The organism is Streptomyces sp. B5E4, assembly GCF_039871555.1.
Taxonomy (GTDB): Bacteria; Actinomycetota; Actinomycetes; order Streptomycetales; family Streptomycetaceae; genus Streptomyces.
The window spans coordinates 182470-201156 of record NZ_JBDPMI010000006.1; the positions used below are offsets into that span (position 1 = coordinate 182470).

Annotated in this window: 10 protein-coding genes and 1 pseudogene; 6 read left to right on the plus strand and 5 right to left on the minus strand. The window is 71.0% G+C overall.

Going from position 1 to position 18687, the window contains the following annotated elements; all coding sequences use genetic code 11:
- Positions 1 to 70 precede the first annotated feature (70 nt).
- The 3 genes from ABGA99_RS11030 to ABGA99_RS11040 all read left to right on the plus strand — a co-directional run bounded on the left by ABGA99_RS11030 (position 71) and on the right by ABGA99_RS11040 (position 3544).
- Positions 71 to 478, plus strand: a complete 408-nt coding sequence (locus tag ABGA99_RS11030; RefSeq protein ID WP_347582556.1) for a hypothetical protein — start codon at positions 71 to 73, stop codon at positions 476 to 478.
- Between the two features lie 466 nt (positions 479 to 944).
- Entirely contained in the window at positions 945 to 2024 is a 1080-nt protein-coding gene (locus tag ABGA99_RS11035) for an acyl-CoA dehydrogenase family protein (protein WP_347577190.1), read from the plus strand.
- Positions 2021 to 3544: an amino acid adenylation domain-containing protein gene (locus tag ABGA99_RS11040; RefSeq protein WP_347577191.1), complete on the plus strand. Its 1524-nt coding sequence runs from the start codon at positions 2021 to 2023 to the stop codon at positions 3542 to 3544. The genes ABGA99_RS11035 and ABGA99_RS11040 overlap by 4 nt, the downstream gene beginning before the upstream one ends.
- A gap of 43 nt (positions 3545 to 3587) precedes the next feature.
- On the opposite strand, the gene ABGA99_RS11045 is transcribed toward ABGA99_RS11040, so the two are convergent.
- From ABGA99_RS11045 to ABGA99_RS11065, 5 genes and pseudogenes are all read right to left on the minus strand, one after another.
- The gene (locus tag ABGA99_RS11045) at positions 3588 to 4277 is read right to left on the minus strand and encodes a response regulator transcription factor (RefSeq protein ID WP_347577192.1); all 690 of its coding nucleotides are present in this window, start codon (positions 4275 to 4277) and stop codon (positions 3588 to 3590) included.
- A 239-nt stretch (positions 4278 to 4516) separates the two neighbouring features.
- Positions 4517 to 5101 (minus strand): TetR family transcriptional regulator, encoded by a 585-nt coding sequence (locus ABGA99_RS11050; protein ID WP_347577193.1) that lies wholly within the window; start codon positions 5099 to 5101, stop codon positions 4517 to 4519.
- Between the two features lie 118 nt (positions 5102 to 5219).
- A pseudogene (locus ABGA99_RS11055) lies at positions 5220 to 6345 on the minus strand (IS630 family transposase).
- Between the two features lie 41 nt (positions 6346 to 6386).
- Positions 6387 to 7121 (minus strand): ABC transporter permease, encoded by a 735-nt coding sequence (locus ABGA99_RS11060; protein ID WP_347577194.1) that lies wholly within the window; start codon positions 7119 to 7121, stop codon positions 6387 to 6389.
- Positions 7122 to 7862 (minus strand): ABC transporter ATP-binding protein, encoded by a 741-nt coding sequence (locus tag ABGA99_RS11065; RefSeq protein WP_347582557.1) that lies wholly within the window; start codon positions 7860 to 7862, stop codon positions 7122 to 7124. It lies immediately after the preceding gene.
- Positions 7863 to 8210: 348 nt separating this feature from the next.
- On the opposite strand from ABGA99_RS11065, the gene ABGA99_RS11070 reads away from it, so the two are divergent.
- The 3 genes from ABGA99_RS11070 to ABGA99_RS11080 are packed head-to-tail and all read left to right on the plus strand — an operon-like array spanning position 8211 to position 18604.
- Complete coding sequence (locus ABGA99_RS11070; protein ID WP_347577196.1) at positions 8211 to 8516, plus strand: acyl carrier protein; 306 nt, start codon at positions 8211 to 8213, stop codon at positions 8514 to 8516.
- Positions 8517 to 8552: 36 nt separating this feature from the next.
- A complete protein-coding gene (locus ABGA99_RS11075; protein WP_347577197.1) occupies positions 8553 to 9899 on the plus strand; it encodes an NAD(P)/FAD-dependent oxidoreductase in 1347 nt (448 codons plus the stop codon).
- The gene (locus ABGA99_RS11080) at positions 9896 to 18604 is read left to right on the plus strand and encodes a beta-ketoacyl synthase N-terminal-like domain-containing protein (RefSeq protein WP_347582558.1); all 8709 of its coding nucleotides are present in this window, start codon (positions 9896 to 9898) and stop codon (positions 18602 to 18604) included. Before ABGA99_RS11075 ends, ABGA99_RS11080 begins: the two co-directional genes overlap by 4 nt.
- The last annotated feature ends 83 nt before the right edge of the window (positions 18605 to 18687 follow it).

The following is an 18687-nucleotide window of genomic DNA, read 5'->3' on the forward strand; positions in this document are numbered from 1 at the left end:
TGACGTCTGCTGGAGGTGTAGGCGGCCGAGCCAGTGCGGGCGCGCGGACTGACCGATCGACGGCCGCCGGGTGAGCCTGCCCAACGTCATCGACACCCGCAGCCTGCGCGCGCATCGCGAGGTGGAGGCGATGCGCGAGGTCTGGGAGCGCGGACGCGGCGCGGAGTGGGCCCCGCGGCCGGAGGTCGCCGCGGCCGCACGGGCCGAGGCCGGCGCCTCCGAGCGCAACCAGAACTGGCTGGTCGAGGTCATGGGTGAGGCCGCACCGCGGTCCGCGCGCTGGTCACGGCGCCGCACGGCATGGTCAGGTCGAAGGCGAACGCCGCGAAAGTGGCGTGGATGGCCGATCCAGGGCGTGCGTACGAGGAGAAAAGTCTTCAGGCCGGCACCGGGCCCCGCTATCGGCCAAGAGGACGAATCCTCAGGGGCCAGCGGCTGGCCGTTGGCCCCTGAGGATGAGGTGGAGCAGAAGGGATGAGCGCCGGTGCGTCGTCCTTGCCCATCTGGGAGGGATCACTCCATGTGTTCAGCGGGCGGGTCCGGAGCGCCTCTCAGCCGTGTCGTGGGAGGCCAGCGCCGTTTTCGCGGAGTCACCCGCGGTGTGACCCCACGTGTCCGGCGGCGCGGGAACGCGCCGCCGAGCCAAGGCGGCAGCGGGCACGTTCCTGCTGGTGGCCGGGCATGCGACGGGTCGCTGTACGCCGCCCCGCTGGCACTTGGGACGGAGTTCTGCCACGGCGGCGGCGCGGGTGCACATCTTCTTGCGCAGCGCGCGGAGCGATGCGAAATTGGTGCCCGCCTAATTCACTGGTGAAAGAGAATCGGCCTGACCGGGGCACACGGCATGCCGGATGGACCGCTCGGGCGAGACGACACGGGGGTGTCCCTTGGAGTTCGGCTGGACCGCTGACCAGCACAGCCGTTATGTGAGGACCCGTCAGGCCGTGCAGAACGAGTTCCCCCCGTGCGGCCGGCCGCGCGAGCCGTTCGACCGTGCCGACTGGCGGGCGCTGGGGAGGCTCAGACTTCTCGGCGCCTGCGTCGGCGAGGAGCACGGGGGCCTCGGACTCGGGGCCCTGGACACCGCCCGCCTGTTCGAGGCGCTGGGCGAGGGATGCGCCGACACCGGGCTCGTCTTCGCTGCCAGCGCCCACCTCTTCGCCTGCGTCGTGCCCATCCGCGACCACGGTCAGGCGTCCCTCGCCGCCCGCTACCTGCCGGGCCTGTGCTCGGGTGAGCTGATCGCGGGAAACGCCATGACCGAGCCCGAGGCGGGCTCGGACGTCTCCCGCCTCGCCGTCACCGCCACCGAGGTGCCCGGCGGCTACCGGTTGCACGGCGTCAAGAGCTTCGTGAGCAACGCCTCGGCCGCCGACATCTTCGTCGCGTACGCCACCACCGACCCGGACTGCGGCCACCTCGGCCAGACGGCGTTCGTGGTGCCCGCCGACGCGGAAGGGGTCACGGTGGGCGAGCCGTTCAACAAGATGGGCCTTCGCTCGACGCCGGCCGGCAGGGTGACGTTCGATGACTGCTTCGTCCCCGCCGATCACGTGCTGGGCGTGCCCGGGATGGGCTCGGCCGTCTTCCAGCACTCGATGGGCTGGGAGCGGGCCTGCCTGTTCGCCGGATACGTCGGGATGATGGCCCGTCTGGTCGAGCGCTGTGTGGCGCACGCCCGGGAACGCCGCCAGTTCGGGCGACGGCTGGCCGACTTCCAGGCCGTCTCCCACCGGATCGTGGACATGGCGGCCCGGCTGGAATCCGCCCGGCTGCTGCTCTACCGGGCCTGCTGGGAGATGGACGAGGGGCAGCCCGCCCGCATGTCCGTGGCGTTATCGAAGCTCGCCGCTTCCGAGGGGGCGGTGGCCTCCGCGCTGGACGCGGTGCGCGTCTTCGGCGCGCGGGGATACCTCGCGGAGGACGGCATTGAGGCCGAGCTGCGGGACGCCGTTCCGAGCGTGCTGTTCTCCGGCACCTCCGAGATCCAGAAGGAACTGGTCGCCAGGGAGCTGGGATTGTGAGGGGCAGCGAGACGACGCCCCCGGGCGAGGCGGTCCTGCTGCACGAGCTGGTGACCAGGGCGGCGCGCCGCTCGCCGGAGGCGTTGGCCGTCCGGGCTCCCGACGGGGAGCTGAGCTACCGCCGGCTCGACGAAGCGGCCGGGCGGTACGCCGACGCGCTCGCCGCGCGGGGGGTCGCGCCGGGCGACCGGGTGGTCCTGTGGGCCGGCAAGAGCCTCCAGCTCGTGGCCGCGATGCAGGGCTGCCTGCGGCTGGGAGCGGTGTACGTCCCGGTGACGGAGTCCAACCCGCCCTCGCGGCTGGCCCTGATCTGCGACGGCTGTACGCCGGCCCTCGTTCTCGCGGACGCCGACGGGGCCCGGCGGGCGGCCGACGCGAGCTTTGGGGCCGCGCCTGTGGTCACCTTCGAGGCGCTGTTGGCCGACGCGCCCGCACACGACGCCGGGGCACCCGCGCCCCTGACCCCCGACGACCCGGCGTACATCCTCTACACCTCCGGCTCGACCGGGGAACCGAAGGGCGTGTGCCTGAGCCACCGCAACGCCCTGGCTTTCGTCGTCTGGGCCGTCGAACTGCTGCGGATCGGCCCGCACGACCGGCTGTCCAACCACGCCCCCTTCAACTTCGACCTGTCGGTCTTCGACCTGTACGCCGCCTTCCACGCGGGCGCCTCGGTGCACCTGATCTCGCAGCAGATGGCCTACGCCCCCGAGCAGTTGGTGCGCTTCCTGCGGGAGCAGGAGCTGACCGTGTGGTACTCGGTGCCGTCGGCGCTCACGCTGATGGTGGCCAAGGGCGGGCTGCTGGAGGAGAAGACGCCGCCCGGGCTTCGGGTGTGCCTCGTCGCGGGCGAGCCGTTCCCGCTGCCGCTGGCGCAGCGACTGCGCCGTCATTGGCCGGGCGTGCAGATCTTCAACTGGTACGGCCCGACTGAGACGAACGTGTGCACCTCCTACGAGGTGACCGGCGCCGACCTGGAGCGCACCACCCCCCTTCCGATCGGGACGATGGCGTCCGGCGACGAGATGGAGCTGGCACCGCTGGAGCGGGACGGCGGCCCCGGAGAGGCGTACGAGCTGCGGATCACCGGGCCGTCCGTGATGCTGGGCTACTGGGGCCGTCCGGCGCAGACCAGGGCATATGCCACCGGGGACCTCGTGCGCCTCGACCCGGAGGGCAACCTGGAGTATCTGGGCCGGCGCGATGAGATGGTGAAGATCCGGGGCCAGCGGGTCGAACTGGGCGAGATCGAGGCCGTGATCGGCTCCCATCCGGACATCGAGGACATCGCCGCCGTCGTCGTCGGCACCGGCCTCGAAGCCGCGCTGCACGCGGTGGCGGTGGCCGTACCGGGCCAGACGCCGACGCTGCTGGGGCTCAAGCTGTGGTCGGCCGAGCGACTGCCGTCCTACATGGTGCTGGACGTGCTGCACCTGGTCGAAGACCTGCCGCGCACGCCGAACGGGAAGAAGGACAAGCGCCGGATAGCGAGCGGCATATCCTCCGGGTGTGACGGATAAGCAAGCGTCCCTCTTCTCAGGCCGGGAGAAGAAGGACGCTGATTCAGCTGTCAGCCTGAATTGATTGGGATTCGGACCGGACGAGGCCGGCCTGATACGCGTAGATCACGGCGTGCACTCGGTTTCTTAGTTTCAGCTTGCCGAGCATGCGCTGCACATGGGACTTCACAGTGCTTTCGCTGACGAACAGTGCGGCCGAGATTTCCGCATTGCTCAGCCCTCGGGCGATCAGTCGAAGTACGTCCGCCTCACGCCGTGTCAGGTGTTCCAGGCAGAACGCTCCCGGGTCCTCCTGGCAGCCGTCCGGTGCCGCGACGGCTTGGTCAATACCGGTTCGTACGATCGTGGGGAGGGCAAGCATGTATCCCGCGGCGACGAGGCGCACTGCCGCGATGATCTCCGCCGGACTGGCCTGGCTGAGCAGCAGGCCACGTGCACCGACCCTCAGCAGACCATGGACACGCTCGTCGAGCTGGTCGATCAGGACCAGGACGGGAGCGATGTCGCTCTTCGTCGCTGACACCAGGCAGCGTACCGTCTCGACGACGTCGAACGAGTGTGGAGGGAGGTCTACGACCACGACATCGGGCTCTGCAGAGGTCATTCCGGCGATCGCGTTTTCCAGGTCGCGTGCGCCTTCGGTTATCTCGAAATCAACATACTTGTCGAAGAGTGACTCATAGCCAGCTCTCGTTACCGTCCGATCATTTACGATCATGACGCGCGTGATCACGCCCTGCGTCATAGTGACGCCCCCCTGGTTGATAGATCACTGCCGGAGCCACCCAGCATATGCCTGCCACGCAGAGAGTAAACTCACAATCACCTGGGATGTGCTAGTTGACAATAAACTGGGATGCGATAGCAGCCAATATGATCAGGGGTGATCAACGCTGAGCCCTGATGGGTGAACGGCGGCAAAGTGGAAGGCGGTGGACAGGCAGGTATCTAAATCCGGATCTACGGATTCCGTTAAAATCCGGAATTCCCGGCTTCGAGTTCTGCCGTAATGTCACCGGTGAGGTAGCGGGCGATGGTTGGTGCGACTGCGGTGACCACGGTGTCCTGGTGAGCGCTGGCCAGCGGCTCGAACTTCAGGACGTACCGGGTCAAAGCCAGCCCGAAGAGTTGGCTGGCGACCAGCGAGGTGCGCAGCGGCAGGTAGGACGGATCGCCGATGTCCTCCCGTTTGTCCAGCACCCGGCGCACGATCTGCGTGGTGAAGAAGTCCCTCAGCAGCAGCCCTTGCCAGCGGTGGGAGGTGCCGCCGCGCAGCATGCCGAGGAACGCCGGCCCGGTTACCGGGCCCTCGCAGGTCTGGAGGAACGTCCTCACGATGCGCGTCGGCACCGCTTCCGGCCCTTCCGCCAGGACCTGCGGAATGAGGAGGGCGGGGTCGATGGGCGGCCGCACGACCGCCAGGAAGAGCTTCTCCTTGGTTCCGAAGTAGTGGTGGACCAGCGCCGCGTCGACCCCGGCGCTGGTCGCGATCTGTTTGATGGAGGTCCCGTCGTAGCCGCGCTGCGAGAACGCCTCACGAGCCGCGGTCAGAATCACGCCGCGAGTGTCCTGGTTTCCAGGTCTGCGACCGGTACGCCCTCTTGCCATGGTCCGTCCATCTTCCCATCCCCCCGTTTCCCACGTTCACCGGCCCGGGACGGGTGGGGGAAGCGCGTCAGCCCGACCGAAACGGCGAGGCTGGGGCCTGTGCCCTAGTGTCTGAGTCGTTAATTTTTGTGCAGTATGCGGCGAGGGTGTCGAGGATCTCGTCGGCGGTCTTGGTCCACACGAACGGCTTGGGGTCCTCGTTCCACTCGTTGATCCAGCCGCGGATGTCGCGTTCCAGCTCGATGACGCTGCGGTGGGCCGAGCGGCGGAGTTTGCGGCGGGTCAGCTCGGCGAACCAGCGCTCGACGAGGTTCAGCCAGGAGGCGGAGGTCGGGGTGAAGTGCAGGTGGAAGCGGGGGTGGCTGAGCAGCCACTTCTTGACCGCTTCGGTCTTGTGGGTGGCGTAGTTGTCCAGGACCAGGTGCAGGTCCAGCTCCTTCGGGACGGCCGCGTTGATGGTCTTCAAAAAGCGCAGGAACTCGGTGTGGCGGTGACGCCGGTAGTGCTGGGCTATGACCGACCCGGAAGCGATGTCCAGGGCGGCGAACAGGCTGGTGGTGCCGTGCCGGACATAGTCCTGTGTCATCCTCGCCGGCGTCGTCGGCGCCAGGGGCAGCACTGGCTGGGTGCGGTCCAGGGCCTGGATCTGCGACTTCTCATCCACGGCCAGGACCAGGGCGTTCTCCGGCGGGCAGAGGTAGATCCCGACGACATCGCGGACCTTGGTGACGAACTCCGGGTCCGTGGACGGCTTCCACGTCTGCACCGTGTGGGGCTGTGAGCCCGAACGCCCGCCAGATCCTCGAGACCGCGGACTGCGACATGCCGGTGGCCTCGGCCATCGACCGCGTCGACCAACGCGAATCCCCCGACGAAGGCTTCTCGTCCAGAGTCTTGGTCACCAGTGCCTCGACCTGCTCGTCCGTGATCCTCCGCGGCGGCCCCGGACGCGGCCTGTCCGTCAGACCCTCCAGCCGGTCCTTGACGAACCTCGCCCGCCACTTGCGCACCGTCTCCCGCGAAATCCCCAGGTCATCCGCGACCTGCGCGTTCGACAAGCCCTCCGCACACGCCAACACAATCCGGGACCTCAGCACCAGAGCCTGAGAAGCCGTCTGCTTCCTCAACCAGCGCCGCAACACACGGAGTTCATCATCGGACAGCACCACCGGCAACGGCTTCGGACCAGGCATCACCACACCCTACAACCGCCCGCGAACTCACGACTCAGACACTAGGGTGTGCGCCTGCGCAGGGTGCCGGCGGCGAGCGCGAGGGCGAGGACCACGGCGCCGACGACGATGCCGAAGCCCCGCCACATCACGGCGGTGGGATCGTCCTGGAGGCCGACCTCCTGAAGCGCCTCGACGCCGTGGGAGAGGGGCAGCGCGTTGCTCACGACTTCCAGCCACCCGGCCATCTGGTCGCGCGGCACGAACAGCCCGCACAGCAGGATCTGCGGAATCACCACGACCGGGAGGAACTGTACCGCCTGGAACTCGGTGCGTGCGAAGGCGCTGCACAGCAGCCCGAGTCCGACGCCGAGCAGTCCGTTGGCCACCGCGATCAGCACGACGAACCAGGGGCTGCCAACCGTGTCCAGGTCGAGGAACAGGTACGCGACGGTGGCACCGACGGTTGCCTGCACGGCCGCGGCCAGGCCGAAGGCCAGCCCGTAGGCGAAGAGGAGGTCGAGCTTGCCCACCGGGGTGGTGAACAGCCGTTCCAGGGTGCCCGAGGTGCGCTCACGCAGCATCGCGATGCTGGTGACGAGGAACATCAGCAGGAACGGGAAGAGCCCCAGCACGATGACGACGACCTCGTCGAACATCCCTCCGTCCTCGAACATGAAGTACAGCAGGGTCATCAGCAGCACGGGGGCGCCGATGAGGAGTCCGACGGACCGGCGGTCGTGCCGCAGCTGACGCAGGATGCGGCCGGTGGTGCCGGCCATGATCGCGACGGACACTCAGGCCACCTCCTTCCCGCGCTCGCCCTCGGCGTCCTGCGCGCGCACCAGCCGCAGGAACGCCTGGTCGAGGTCGTCCGTGCCCGTCCGGGACTTGATCTCCTCGGGGCCTCCCTCGGCGACGATCGACCCTTCCCGGATGAGGATCAGCCCGTCGCAGCGGTTAGCCTCGTCCATGATGTGGCTGGACACCACCAGCGTGGCGCCCCGGCCGGCCAGATCACGGAAGCGTTCCCACAACTCCTCGCGCAGCACCGGGTCCTGGCCCACGGTCGGCTCGTCGAGCACCAGCACCTCGGGCTCGGTGACCAGGGCGCAGGCGAGCGAGGCCCGGCTGTGCTGGCCGCCCGAGAGAGTGCGGACCACCTGCCCGGCCTGCTCGGCGAGGCCGACCTCGCGTATCACGCTCTCCGCCTCCCTCGCGCCGAGGCCGTGGAGGCTGGCGAAGTACCGCACGTTCTCCCGTACCGTTAAGTCGGTGTACACGCTGGGTGACTGCGTGAAGTAGCCGACCTTCCGCCGGAGTTCGGCCGAGCCGGCGGGCTTCCCCAGGACAGTCACGGTGCCGGAGCTGACGATCTGCACGCCCACGATGGCGCGGAAGAGCGTGGTCTTGCCGCTGCCGCTCGGCCCGAGCAGCCCGGTGATGACGCCGCGCGGCACGTCGGTGCTGATGGCGTGCAGCACCTCGCGCGCGCCGCGCACGACTGTGAGGTCGCGGACCTCGATGGCGGTCTCCATGTTGCCCTTCTTGTGACTCAGAGTGACTCGGCTGGAAGGAATTCAATGCTAAGTGAATTCCGACGACAGGGCCAGAGACCTGACGTCATCACTGGACTCCGGTGCGGTGCCGGACGCGCCAGACAGGATCTTCCAGGCAGGGAGGCTCCAACTGCCCCGGCGGTGCAGCGACCGGTCCAACAGGAGGACCGCGCCCTAGTTCTTTGTGACGAAGCCTCCTTCGCAGGGGGGCGACCGCGGCAGTCCGGCCGGGGACCAATTCATCACCGGGACCGAAGAACTCCAAGATGTGGATTGCTAACCTCGGTTTGCCATGAAAACAGTCCAGGCGAAGTCCGGGGCAGACCTATGACACAGCAGAATCGGCTATCCGGCGGATACGAGGAAGTGCTGAAGGAGCTTACCGTCTACGTGGAGGAGCGTTTTCTTCCGGCGGGCGAGAGCGGTATCGAACCCACCGCGCCACTCCTCGAACTGGGCATCCTCACCTCACTCAACACCACTGAGCTGATCAGCCACATCCAGTCTCACTACGGGGTCTTCGTGCCTCCGGAAAAGATCGTCGGATCGAACTTCAAGAACCTGGATGTCATCACCAGGTTCGTTCTCTCCATACGAGAAGAGTCATCAGGCCAGTCCTGTCCGATCAAGTGATCCGACAAGGCCGTCAAACGAGAGGAACGGGTTTCCATGCCGGAGGTCGACTACGACATCGGGATCATCGGCGGCGGGCCGGCGGGGTCAACTGCGGCCTCCTACCTTGCCCGCGCCGGGCTGTCCGTGGCGGTGTTCGAGGCTGAGAACTTCCCCAGGGAACACGTCGGTGAGTCCCTTGTCCCGGCGACGACTCCCGTGCTGCGCGACATCGGCGCGATCGACCTGATCGACAAGGCTGGATTTCCCCGGAAGTTCGGCGCAGCCTGGACCTCGGCCGCCTCAGACGACATCCCGAAGCTGGGATTCCAGGGGCTCTCCCACGGCTTGGGGGCGGCCGAGATCGAGTTCAACGAGCGCGACCAGCCCGGAGTGCTTCAAGATTACACCTACCACGTCGACCGGGGAAAGTTCGACCTGCTTCTTCTCCACCACGCCATGGCGCAGGGCGCCAAGGTCTTCGAGGGGATGCGCGTCCGCCGCGTCGACTTCTCCGGCGACCAGCCGGTCATTCATCTGCCGCTGGGGAAGAAGGACGCCACCGTCACGGTGAACATGGTGGTGGACGCCAGCGGCCGGGGCACCTTCCTCGGCCGGCAGGAGAAGATCAAGGTTCCGGATCCCGTATTCAATCAGTACGCGATCCACACGTGGTTCGACGACCTCGACCGCACGGCCCTCGCCCACGACAAGGAAAAGGCCGACTACATCTTCATCCACTTCCTTCCCATCACCGACACCTGGGTCTGGCAGATCCCCATCACGGATAGCATCACCAGCGTCGGCGTGGTGACGCAGAAGAAGCACGTGCGCGCCGCGAAGGGCGACCTCGATGGGTTCTTCTGGGACTGCCTGGGAAGCCGGCCGGCGCTCCGCAAGGCCCTGGAGCAGGCCACACAGGTCCGGCCGCTGAAGACCGAGGGCGACTACAGCTACGGCATGAAGGAGATCGTCGGCGACGGCTTCGTCCTCGTCGGTGACGCCGCGCGCTTCGTCGACCCGATCTTCTCCAGTGGGGTGAGCGTCGCGCTCAACAGCGCCCGACTGGCGTGCAAGGACATCATCGCCGCGGCCGAGGCGGGCGACTTCAGCAAGCCCAGGTTCGCCACGTACGAGCAGACGCTGCGTCGCGGCGTGCGGAACTGGTACGAGTTCATCTCCATCTACTACCGCCTCAACATCCTGTTCACGGCATTCGTGCAGGACCCGAGGTACCGGCTCGACGTGCTGAAGATGCTGCAGGGCGACGTCTACGACGACCAGGAGCCCAAGGCGCTGACGGCCATGCGGGAGTTCGTCAGCGTCGTCGAGAACAACCCCGACCACCTGTGGCACCAGCACCTGGGGAACCTGTCCGCGCCGAGCATGGCCGCGATGTTGTGAGGGGGCGCCAGCAGTCCACCAAGGCACCGGCGGGCGGCCGCACCGACGATGACGCGATCGCCATCGTCGGTGCGGGATGCCGATTCCCCGGCGGCATCTCCGGTCCTGACGACTTCTGGCGGGCCCTCACCTCCGGCACCGACGTCATCACCGAGGTTCCGCCGACCCGGTGGGACGTCGACCGGTACTACAGCCCCGACGCCGGAACCACCGGCAGGATGTACTCGCGCTGGGGCGGATTCATCGAGGGCGAGACCCGTTTCGACACAGCCTTCTTCGGTATCTCGCCCCGGGAGAGCCGCCAGATCGACCCCCAGCACCGCATGATGCTCGAAGTCGCCTGGGAGGCCCTGGAGAACGCCGGCCTCGTTCCGGAGGAACTGGCAGGCAGCCGCACCGCCGTCTACGTCGGCGGTCTGGGGATGGACTACACACTGCTCCACTCCCGGCAGGCAGGCATGGGCGGGATCGACCCGTGGTACGCCTTGGGCAAGGAGCCCAGCTTCCACTCCGGCCGGCTGTCCTACCTGCTCCAGTTCCACGGCCCGAGTCTGTCGCTGAGCACCGCGTGCTCCTCCTCACTCGTCGCCGTGCACCTCGCGCGCCAGAGCCTGCTGGCCGGTGAGTGCGACGCCGCGCTGGCCGGCGGGGTGAACCTGCTGCTGTCCCCGGACCTGAACGTCTTCATGTGCCAGATCGGCGCCATGTCCAAGGACGGCAGATGCAAGACGTTCGACGCTTCGGCCGACGGCATCGTGCGCGGCGACGGTGCCGTCGTCCTGGTCCTCAAACGTCTGTCCGACGCTCTCGCAGAGGGCGACGACGTGATCGCCGTCATCCGCGGCTCCGCCGTCAATCACGACGGCGCCAGCGCCGGCCTCACCGCGCCCAACGGCGCGGCCCAACAGGCGTTGTTGCGCCAGGCGCTCGCCGTCGCCGGTCTCGAACCTCGCCAGGTGGGATACGTCGAGGCCCACGGCACCGGCACGCCTCTCGGCGATCCGATCGAGATGTCCGCGCTCGCCTCCGTGCTGGGCGAGGGCCGGTCCGGGCATGACCCCTTGCTCGTCGGCTCGGTGAAGACCAACTTCGGACACACCGACGGAGCGGCCGGCGCCGCCGGGCTGCTCAAAGCGGCCCTGTCGGTGCGCCACGGCCAGATCCCGCCGCACCTCCACCTGCGCAACCCGAGCCCGGCGATCCCCTGGGACCGCTGGCCGGTGCGCGTGCCCGTGGAGCTCACCGACTTTCCCGGCGACCCCCGGAACCGGGTGGCCGGAGCCAGCGCGTTCGGCCTCAGCGGCACCAACGCCCACGTGGTGGTCGAGTCGCCGCCGCAGCCCGAGCCGGCCCGGGCGGGCCGCGAGGAAGACCCCTTCCGCGAGGGCGGATCCTTCCTGCTGCCTGTGTCGGCCCGCTCCGGTGAGGCGTTGCGCCAGCTCGCCGCCCAGCACCGGGACCGGCTGCGAGGGCCGGCCGCCGGCACGGACGCCGAGGTCGCGGCGTACGTGCACACCGCCGCTGTGCGCCGCTCCCACCACGCGCGGCACCGCCTGGCGGTGACCGGCCGGACAACCGGGGAACTGGCCGCCGGACTCACCTCCTTTCTTGAGGACGAGCCCGCCCCGGGCGTGGCGCACGGCGGCCGCGACGACCCGGACTCCCCGGTTCCCGGCGTGTGCTTCCTCTTCTCCGGCCAAGGCAGCCAGTGGCCCGGCATGGGGAGAGAGCTGTTGGCGCGGGAGGCGGCGTTCGGCGCCGCGCTGCGCGAGTGCGATGATGTCGTGCGCGAACTCGCCGGATGGTCGGTCATCGACGAGCTCCTCCGTGACGAGCCGGACTCCCGGCTCGCGGACACCGAGATCGCCCAGCCCGTGATCTTCTCCGTCCAGGCCGCCGCCGCCGTGCTGTGGCGGTCCTGGGGGATCGTGCCCACGGCCGTCGTCGGCCACAGCATGGGCGAGATCGCCGCCGCCCACGTCGCCGGAGCGCTGACGCTGCCGGATGCGGCCCGCGTCATCGTGCACCGCGGCCGGTTGCTGGCACCGTCCGCCGGTCAGGGGCTGATGGCCGCCGTGGCGCTGGGCGAGGCCGACGTCGTCGGGCTGCTCGAACCCTACGGCGACCGGCTGGCGTTGGCCGCCGTGAACAGCCCCGGCTCCGTGGTGGTGTCCGGAGTCCCCGCGGCGGTCGAGGAGTTCCGCGAGGAACTGGATCGCCGCGGGGTGACGACCCGGCTGCTGCCGGGCACGCACCCCTTCCACAGCCCTCAGATGGCGGACCACGCGTCTCAGCTCGCCGCCGAACTCGCCGGCCTGCCCTGGCGCACGCCCGGCATCCCCGTGCTGACGACCACCGGGAACACACCGCCCGGCCCCGTGCCCTTCGACGCGGAGCAGTGGGGGCGCAACGTCCGTCAGCCGGTCCGCTTCGCCGAGGCCATCGCCGAGGCCATCGACTCCGGCCATCGGCTGTTCGTCGAGCTGGGGCCGCACCCTGTCCTCGCCCAGCCCGTCACCCAGTGCCTGCGCGCGGCCGGCGTCGAGGGCGCGGTCGTGCCGACGCTGCGCCGTGACACGGACGACGTGCTCACCGCCAAGGGCGCGCTGGCCACCCTCTACACGCACGGAGTCCCGCCCGACTGGACGTCGGCGAGCGGCGGCGCGGGCCGCAGCCGCGCACTGCCGACGTACCCCTGGCAGGGAGAACCCCTGTGGTTCGAGCGCGCCGACGGCGCGACCGAGGCTGCCACCGAGGCCGACACAGTCCCCGCCGCCGGCCTGCCCCGGGCCACCGGACTCCGGGGTGAGCTGCGACTGTACGACGCCGAGGGCCGGCTCGTCGCGGAGACCGAACCCCTGCGGCTGCTCACCCCCGGCACCGCGAACAGCGAGCCGCCGGCCACCATCCCTGCCCCGGCCGCGCCCGCGACCGATGGGGCCACCACCGGCCTGACCGACACGGTGGCAGCGGCGGTGGCCGGCGTCCTGGGCCTCGGCAGCGGCGCCGTACGACGGCGCGAGGGCTTCGCCTCCCTGGGCATGGACAGCCTCGGCTCGGTGGAGCTGGCCAGGTCGCTGGAGCGGTCGCTGGGAGTCGCACTGCCGCGCACCGTCGCCTTCGACCACCCGAGCGTCGAACGGCTGGCGGCGCACCTCTCCACGCTCGTACCCGGGGCGCACGACCGGGCCTCCACCCCCGTGCGCCCGCGGGCCACGGCAGCCACGACCGGCCCCGAGCCCATCGCGGTGATCGGCGTGGGCTGCCGGCTCCCGGGCGGCGTACGAGGCCCCGAGGACTACTGGCGGCTGCTGACCGAAGGCATCGACGCCGTGGGACCGGCGCCCGAGGACCGCCTGGCGGGGCCCGAAGTGTGGCGAGGCGGCTTCCTCGCCGACGATGTGGCCGGCTTCGACGCCTCCTTCTTCCGCATCTCCCCGGTCGAAGCCCGCGCCATGGACCCCCAGCAGCGGTTCTTCCTGGAGGTCGCCTGGGAAGCGCTGGAGCACGCCGGCACCCCGGCCCGCGACCTCGCCGGCACCCGGACGGGCGTGTTTCTCGGCATGAACTCCTACGACTACGGGCAGCTGATCACCCATCACCCCGACAACCTGGATATCTACTACGGGATCGGGAACTCCTTCTCCGCGGCGGCGGGGCGGCTGTCCTACCTGCTGGGACTCAACGGCCCCAGCCTCGCCGTCGACACGGCCTGCTCCTCCTCGCTCGTCGCCGTGCACCTGGCGGTGCGCAGCCTCCGCTCGGGCGAGAGCGACATGGCCGTGGCCGCCGGTGTCAACCTCGTCCTCAGCTCCACGATCCATCGGGTCAGCGCGGCGGGCGGAGCCCTTGCGCCGGACGGCCGCTGCAAGACCTTCGACGCCTCCGCCGACGGCTACAGCCGAGGCGAGGGCTGCGGGGCCGTGATCCTCAAGCCCCTGTCGCGCGCCGAGGCCGACGGCGACGAGGTGATGGCGGTGATCCTCGGCTCGGCGATCAACCAGGACGGCGCCAGCAGCGGTCTGACGGTGCCCAACGGCCCGGCCCAGGAAGCGCTGATCCGCGCGGCCCTGGCGGACGGCCGCGTCGCCGCGGACGAGGTCGGCTACGTGGAGGCGCACGGCACCGGCACACCGCTCGGCGACCCGATCGAGTTGCGCGCCCTGGGAGCCGTGCTGGGGCGGCGCGACGGCGCGGACAACTGCCTGGTCGGATCGGTGAAGACGAACCTGGGCCACCTGGAGGCCGCCTCCGGCATCGCCGGTCTGATCAAGACCGTGCTCGCGCTGCGGCACCGGGCCATCCCCCGGCATCTGCACTTCCGCGAGCCGAACCCCGACATTCCCTGGCAGGAGCTGCCGCTGCGCGTTCCCACCGAGCTGGTGCCCTGGACCAGCCGCGGCCCCCGGACCGCGGGAGTGAGCGCGTTCGGCTTCAGCGGCACCAACGCCCACGTGGTGCTCGCCGAGGCGCCCCGGCCGCGTGGGCAGGGCGATGCCGACAGCGCCCCGGCCGTGCCGGCGTTCGTGCTGCCGCTGTCGGCCGCGACCGCCACGGCCCTGCCCGACCAGGCCCGCGCCTACCACGCAGCTCTCGCCACCGGCACCGGCATCGCCGAGGAGGACCTCTCCGGCGCCGAAGACCGGCCGGCCGGCGATGGTCTCGCCCGGCTGTGCGCGACGGCGGCGTTGCGGCGTAGCCACCTGGACCATCGTCTCGTCGTCGTCGGGCGGGACCGGCACGAGCTGGCCGACCGGCTGGCGGCGTTCGCCGACGACCCCGGGGGCCGGCACGGGCCGGGCATCGTGGTGGGCAGGGCGGACCGCGACCGGGCGCGCGGACCGGTCTTCGTCTTCTCCGGCCACGGCTCCCACTGGGCCGGCATGGCCCAGGACCTCGCGAGCAACGACCCGGTGTGCCGCGCCGCCCTGAGCCGCTGCGACCAGGCGCTGGCACCTCACATCGACTGGTCCGTGCGAGAGGTGCTGGAGTCCGGGCGGGAGCCCGCCCTGGAGTCCGACCAGCAGATCCTCGTCTTCGCTCTGCAGTACGCCCTGAGCGAGATGTGGCGCACGGCGGGCGTGACCCCCGGGGCCGTCGTCGGGCACAGCATGGGCGAGGTGTCGGCCGCCCTCTGCGCGGGTGCCCTCACACTGGAGCAGGCCGCCGAGATCATGGTCCGCCGCAGCGAACTGCTCAAGCAGCTGGCCAACCAGGGCGGCATGGCCGTCGTCGGCATGGACGCTACGCGCACCGAGGAGGCCATCCGCGGCTACGGGGAGCAGCTCAGCGTCGCGGTGATCAACAGCCGCAGCTCCACCGTGGTCGCGGGCACCCACGAGGCGCTGGCCGACTTCGGCGCGCGCATGAAGGAGAGCAAGGTCTTCTTCAAGGCGGTCAGGGCCGGCGGACCGGGGCACAGCGCGCTGGTGGAGCCGTTGCGTCACCAGCTGGAAAGCGAGCTGGCCGGGCTCACCCCGGCCGCGCCGAGGCTGCTGATGTACTCCACCGCCGATTCCCGCCCCGTCGAGGGCGCGACCCTCGACGCCGCCTACTGGGGGCGGAACATGCGCCTTCCCGTGCGCTTCGCCGACGCGGTACGCCACCTGGTGGCCGAGGGCTACGACACCTTCGTCGAGCTCTCCCCGCACCCCCTCCAACTGGCCCCTGTCGAGCAGGAGCTGAGTGCTGCGGGCGTCGAGGGTCTGCTCGTGCCCTCGCTGCTGCGGAAGACCGACTCCCGGCTGGCGCTGCTGAGCGCGTTCGGCACGCTCCACGCCGGGGGGCAGTTGGTCGACTGGCGGTGGCTGTACCCCGCCACGGTGCGTCCCACGGCCACGCCCCCGTACGTGTGGCAGCACAAGCGCTACTGGATGCGCAACACGGCCGCGCCCGCCTCGTCCGGGACCCCGCTCCGCTGGGCGGGCGGCCCCGGCCACCCGCTGATCGCCCAGGACGTCCGGCTGCTGGGGCCCGGCGCCGCCCGCGTCCTCCAGGCGGCCATCCCTCCGGAACTCGCCGCGAGCTGCGGCTCTCAGCCGGTGGCCCCCGGGCACCAGGCCGTGCGCCTGCCCGGCGCCCTGTGGCTGGAGATGGCCCTGGCGGCGGCGGACGAGGGCAGCGGGGGCGGGCCGGTGACGCTGGAGAACGTCGAACTCTCCCACGCTCCCGTCGTAGAGCCCGGCACCACCAGCCTTGCCCAGCTCTCGCTGACCCCCGCCGCGGACGGCACCTCCGCCTTCACGGTGCGGGCGACGGCCGGGGCGGCGGCAGAGCCGGACCACGACGAACGCCCCGGCGGTGACCGCAAGACTGCCACCGGCCGTATCCGGCCGGCCGCCGCCCAGGGCACTGTGGACGGCGACCGCCCCGGACCGAGCGCCGACCGCGCCCGCGGCGAGGTGCCCGCGGCGGTGCAGGACTGGTTCCGGGCGTTCCAGGGCAGCGGGGTGGCGCCGGTCCCCGAGTCGGCGTGGTCGGCGCCCGGGCAGGGCACCGGCAACGCGCCCGAGTTCGTGATCGCCGTCCGCTGCCGCCCTGCCGCCCTGCGCTGGCACCTGCCGCCCGAACTGCTCGACCTCGCCCTCAGGCTGCCCGTCCTGGCGGGCGCCCCGGACGCGGCCGGCTGGGTGCCCCGGCACCTACGGTCCCTTACGGTGTACGGCGCCCCCGGCGAGCGCGTACGGATCGGGGCCCGGGTCACGCGGGACGACCAGCACGGGATGCTCGCCGACGTGTGGATCACCGACGAGACCGGCCACCCGGTCGCCGACGCCCGCGGCGTGCGGCTGGCCCCGCCTCCGGGGCGCGTGCTCGCCGAGGAGGAGCGCGACCGCGTGGCCGACCGGCTCTACCACACGGCCTGGCGCGAGCGGTCCCTGGCACCGTCGCCGCCCGGCAGCGATGGCACCGATCCCCAGGACGTCCGGGCGGCCCACCCGCGCGACGGCGAACTGCTCGTGCTGGCCGACCGCACGGGTGTCGCCGCCACCCTGGCGCGGCGGCTCGACGAACGCGGCCTGCCCTACCGGCTCCTGCCCGCGACCGGCACCGACGGGCCGGTGGCGGACGACGCGCGCCGCGCCGAGGCGGCCTGGCGGGACCTGGCGAAGGGGCCGGGCTGCCGCGCCGTGATCCACCTGTGGCCGCTCGACCTGCCCACCGGCACGCCTGGGGAGCGGGAGGCCGACGCGGCGGCGCGGGTCTGCGCCGGGATGCACCCCCTCGCCGCCGCCGGCACGTCACCGGTCTGGCACGTCACACGCGGCGCGGTGGCGGTCGACGCGACGGACCGGCCCGCGCCGCTGCACGCCGCCGTGCGGCAGACGGCCACCGTGATCGGCGTCCGCCGCCCCGGTGCCTGGGGTGGCACCCTGGACCTCGACCCGGTCCGTCCGGGTGCCGACGCCGGGACCGGCACCGACGACGCTGACGCGATCCTGGCCGAGGTGCTGTCCGGCGACGGCGAGGACCACGTAGCGCTGCGCGGCGGAACGCGGCTGGTGGCGCGCGTCACCCGTGGCACCGCACCACCCCCGGTGCTCGATCCGGTCCGGCTGGACGCCGGGCGCACCTACCTCGTGGCGGGCGCCGAGCACCGACTTGCCGTCCACGTCCGCGACTGGCTCTGCGCGCGCGGTGCGAGGGAGGTGCTGATGGTGAGCGCCCGGGCCGACGCCGCCCACGTGCGTGATGTTCTCGACAAGGCCGCCGACAGCGGACGTCCGGTGGCGGGGCTGGTCTGGCTGGGCGCCGAGTGGGAGCCGTGGAGCGGCGGCGAGCCGGATGCCGAGGCGCTGTCGCGCGCGCTCCACGACCGGGCCAGGGGAGCCTGGGTGTGGCACGAGGCGTGCGCGGACGCCGGGGCGGAACTCGACCTCTTCGTGGCGTTCGGCTCGGCGGCCTCGCACTGGGGGGCGCTCGGCGCCGAGGTCCAGGCGCCGGTGGACGGGATGCTCACGGCCCTCGCCGGTCGGCGCCGCGCGCTCGGCCGCCCGGTGACCGCCATCGCCTGGACGCCATGGGACGGGCTGGACCTGCTGAGTGCCGACGCCCGGGCGCGGCTGGTACGCGGCGGCCTTGAGCCGCTCGATCCCGCCGCCGCCACCGAGCTGCTGGACGCCTCCGTGGACCTCGGTTTCCACGATGTCCTCGCCGCGTCCGCGGACTGGAGCCTGCTGCTTCCCCTCTACCGGCAGACCATGCGGTGGCCGCTGTTCGACGAGATGGACGCCTCGGCGTCCCCGGCCCGGGCCGGGGACGGGGAACTGGTCGCGCACCTGTCGACGCTGTCGCCCACCGCCCGCGCGGAGCGGCTGCTGGAGTGCGTGCTGGACGAGGTGATCGTGGTGCTCGGGATGGACGGCGGCGATGAACCGGACACCCGGCAGGGCTTCTTCGAGATGGGCGTGAACTCCGTGACGGCGCTGGAGCTGAAGGTCAGGCTGGAACGCCGCCTCGGCGTCCCGCTTCCCGCCACCCTCGTGTTCGAGTACCCCACCTGTGAGGCGGTCGCGGACTACCTGGCGGCCGGGTTGCCGGGCGGCCAGGAGCGGCCGGCCGCACCGGAGCCCGCACCCGGGCGCGCGCCGGAGCCCGCCGCCGCTCCGCCCGCCGCCACCACCGCACCCGATGACGAAGACCTGCTGGCACGGCTGGCACGGGAGACCGAGGCGGTCGAGGCCCTGATCCGGCAGAGGCCGTGAGGACCCGCACCGGACCAGGCCCGTGCCGTGCGCGACGGCACCCGCAGCTAGGAAGCACTGTCGCGTGGCCATCGCGCAGCCGT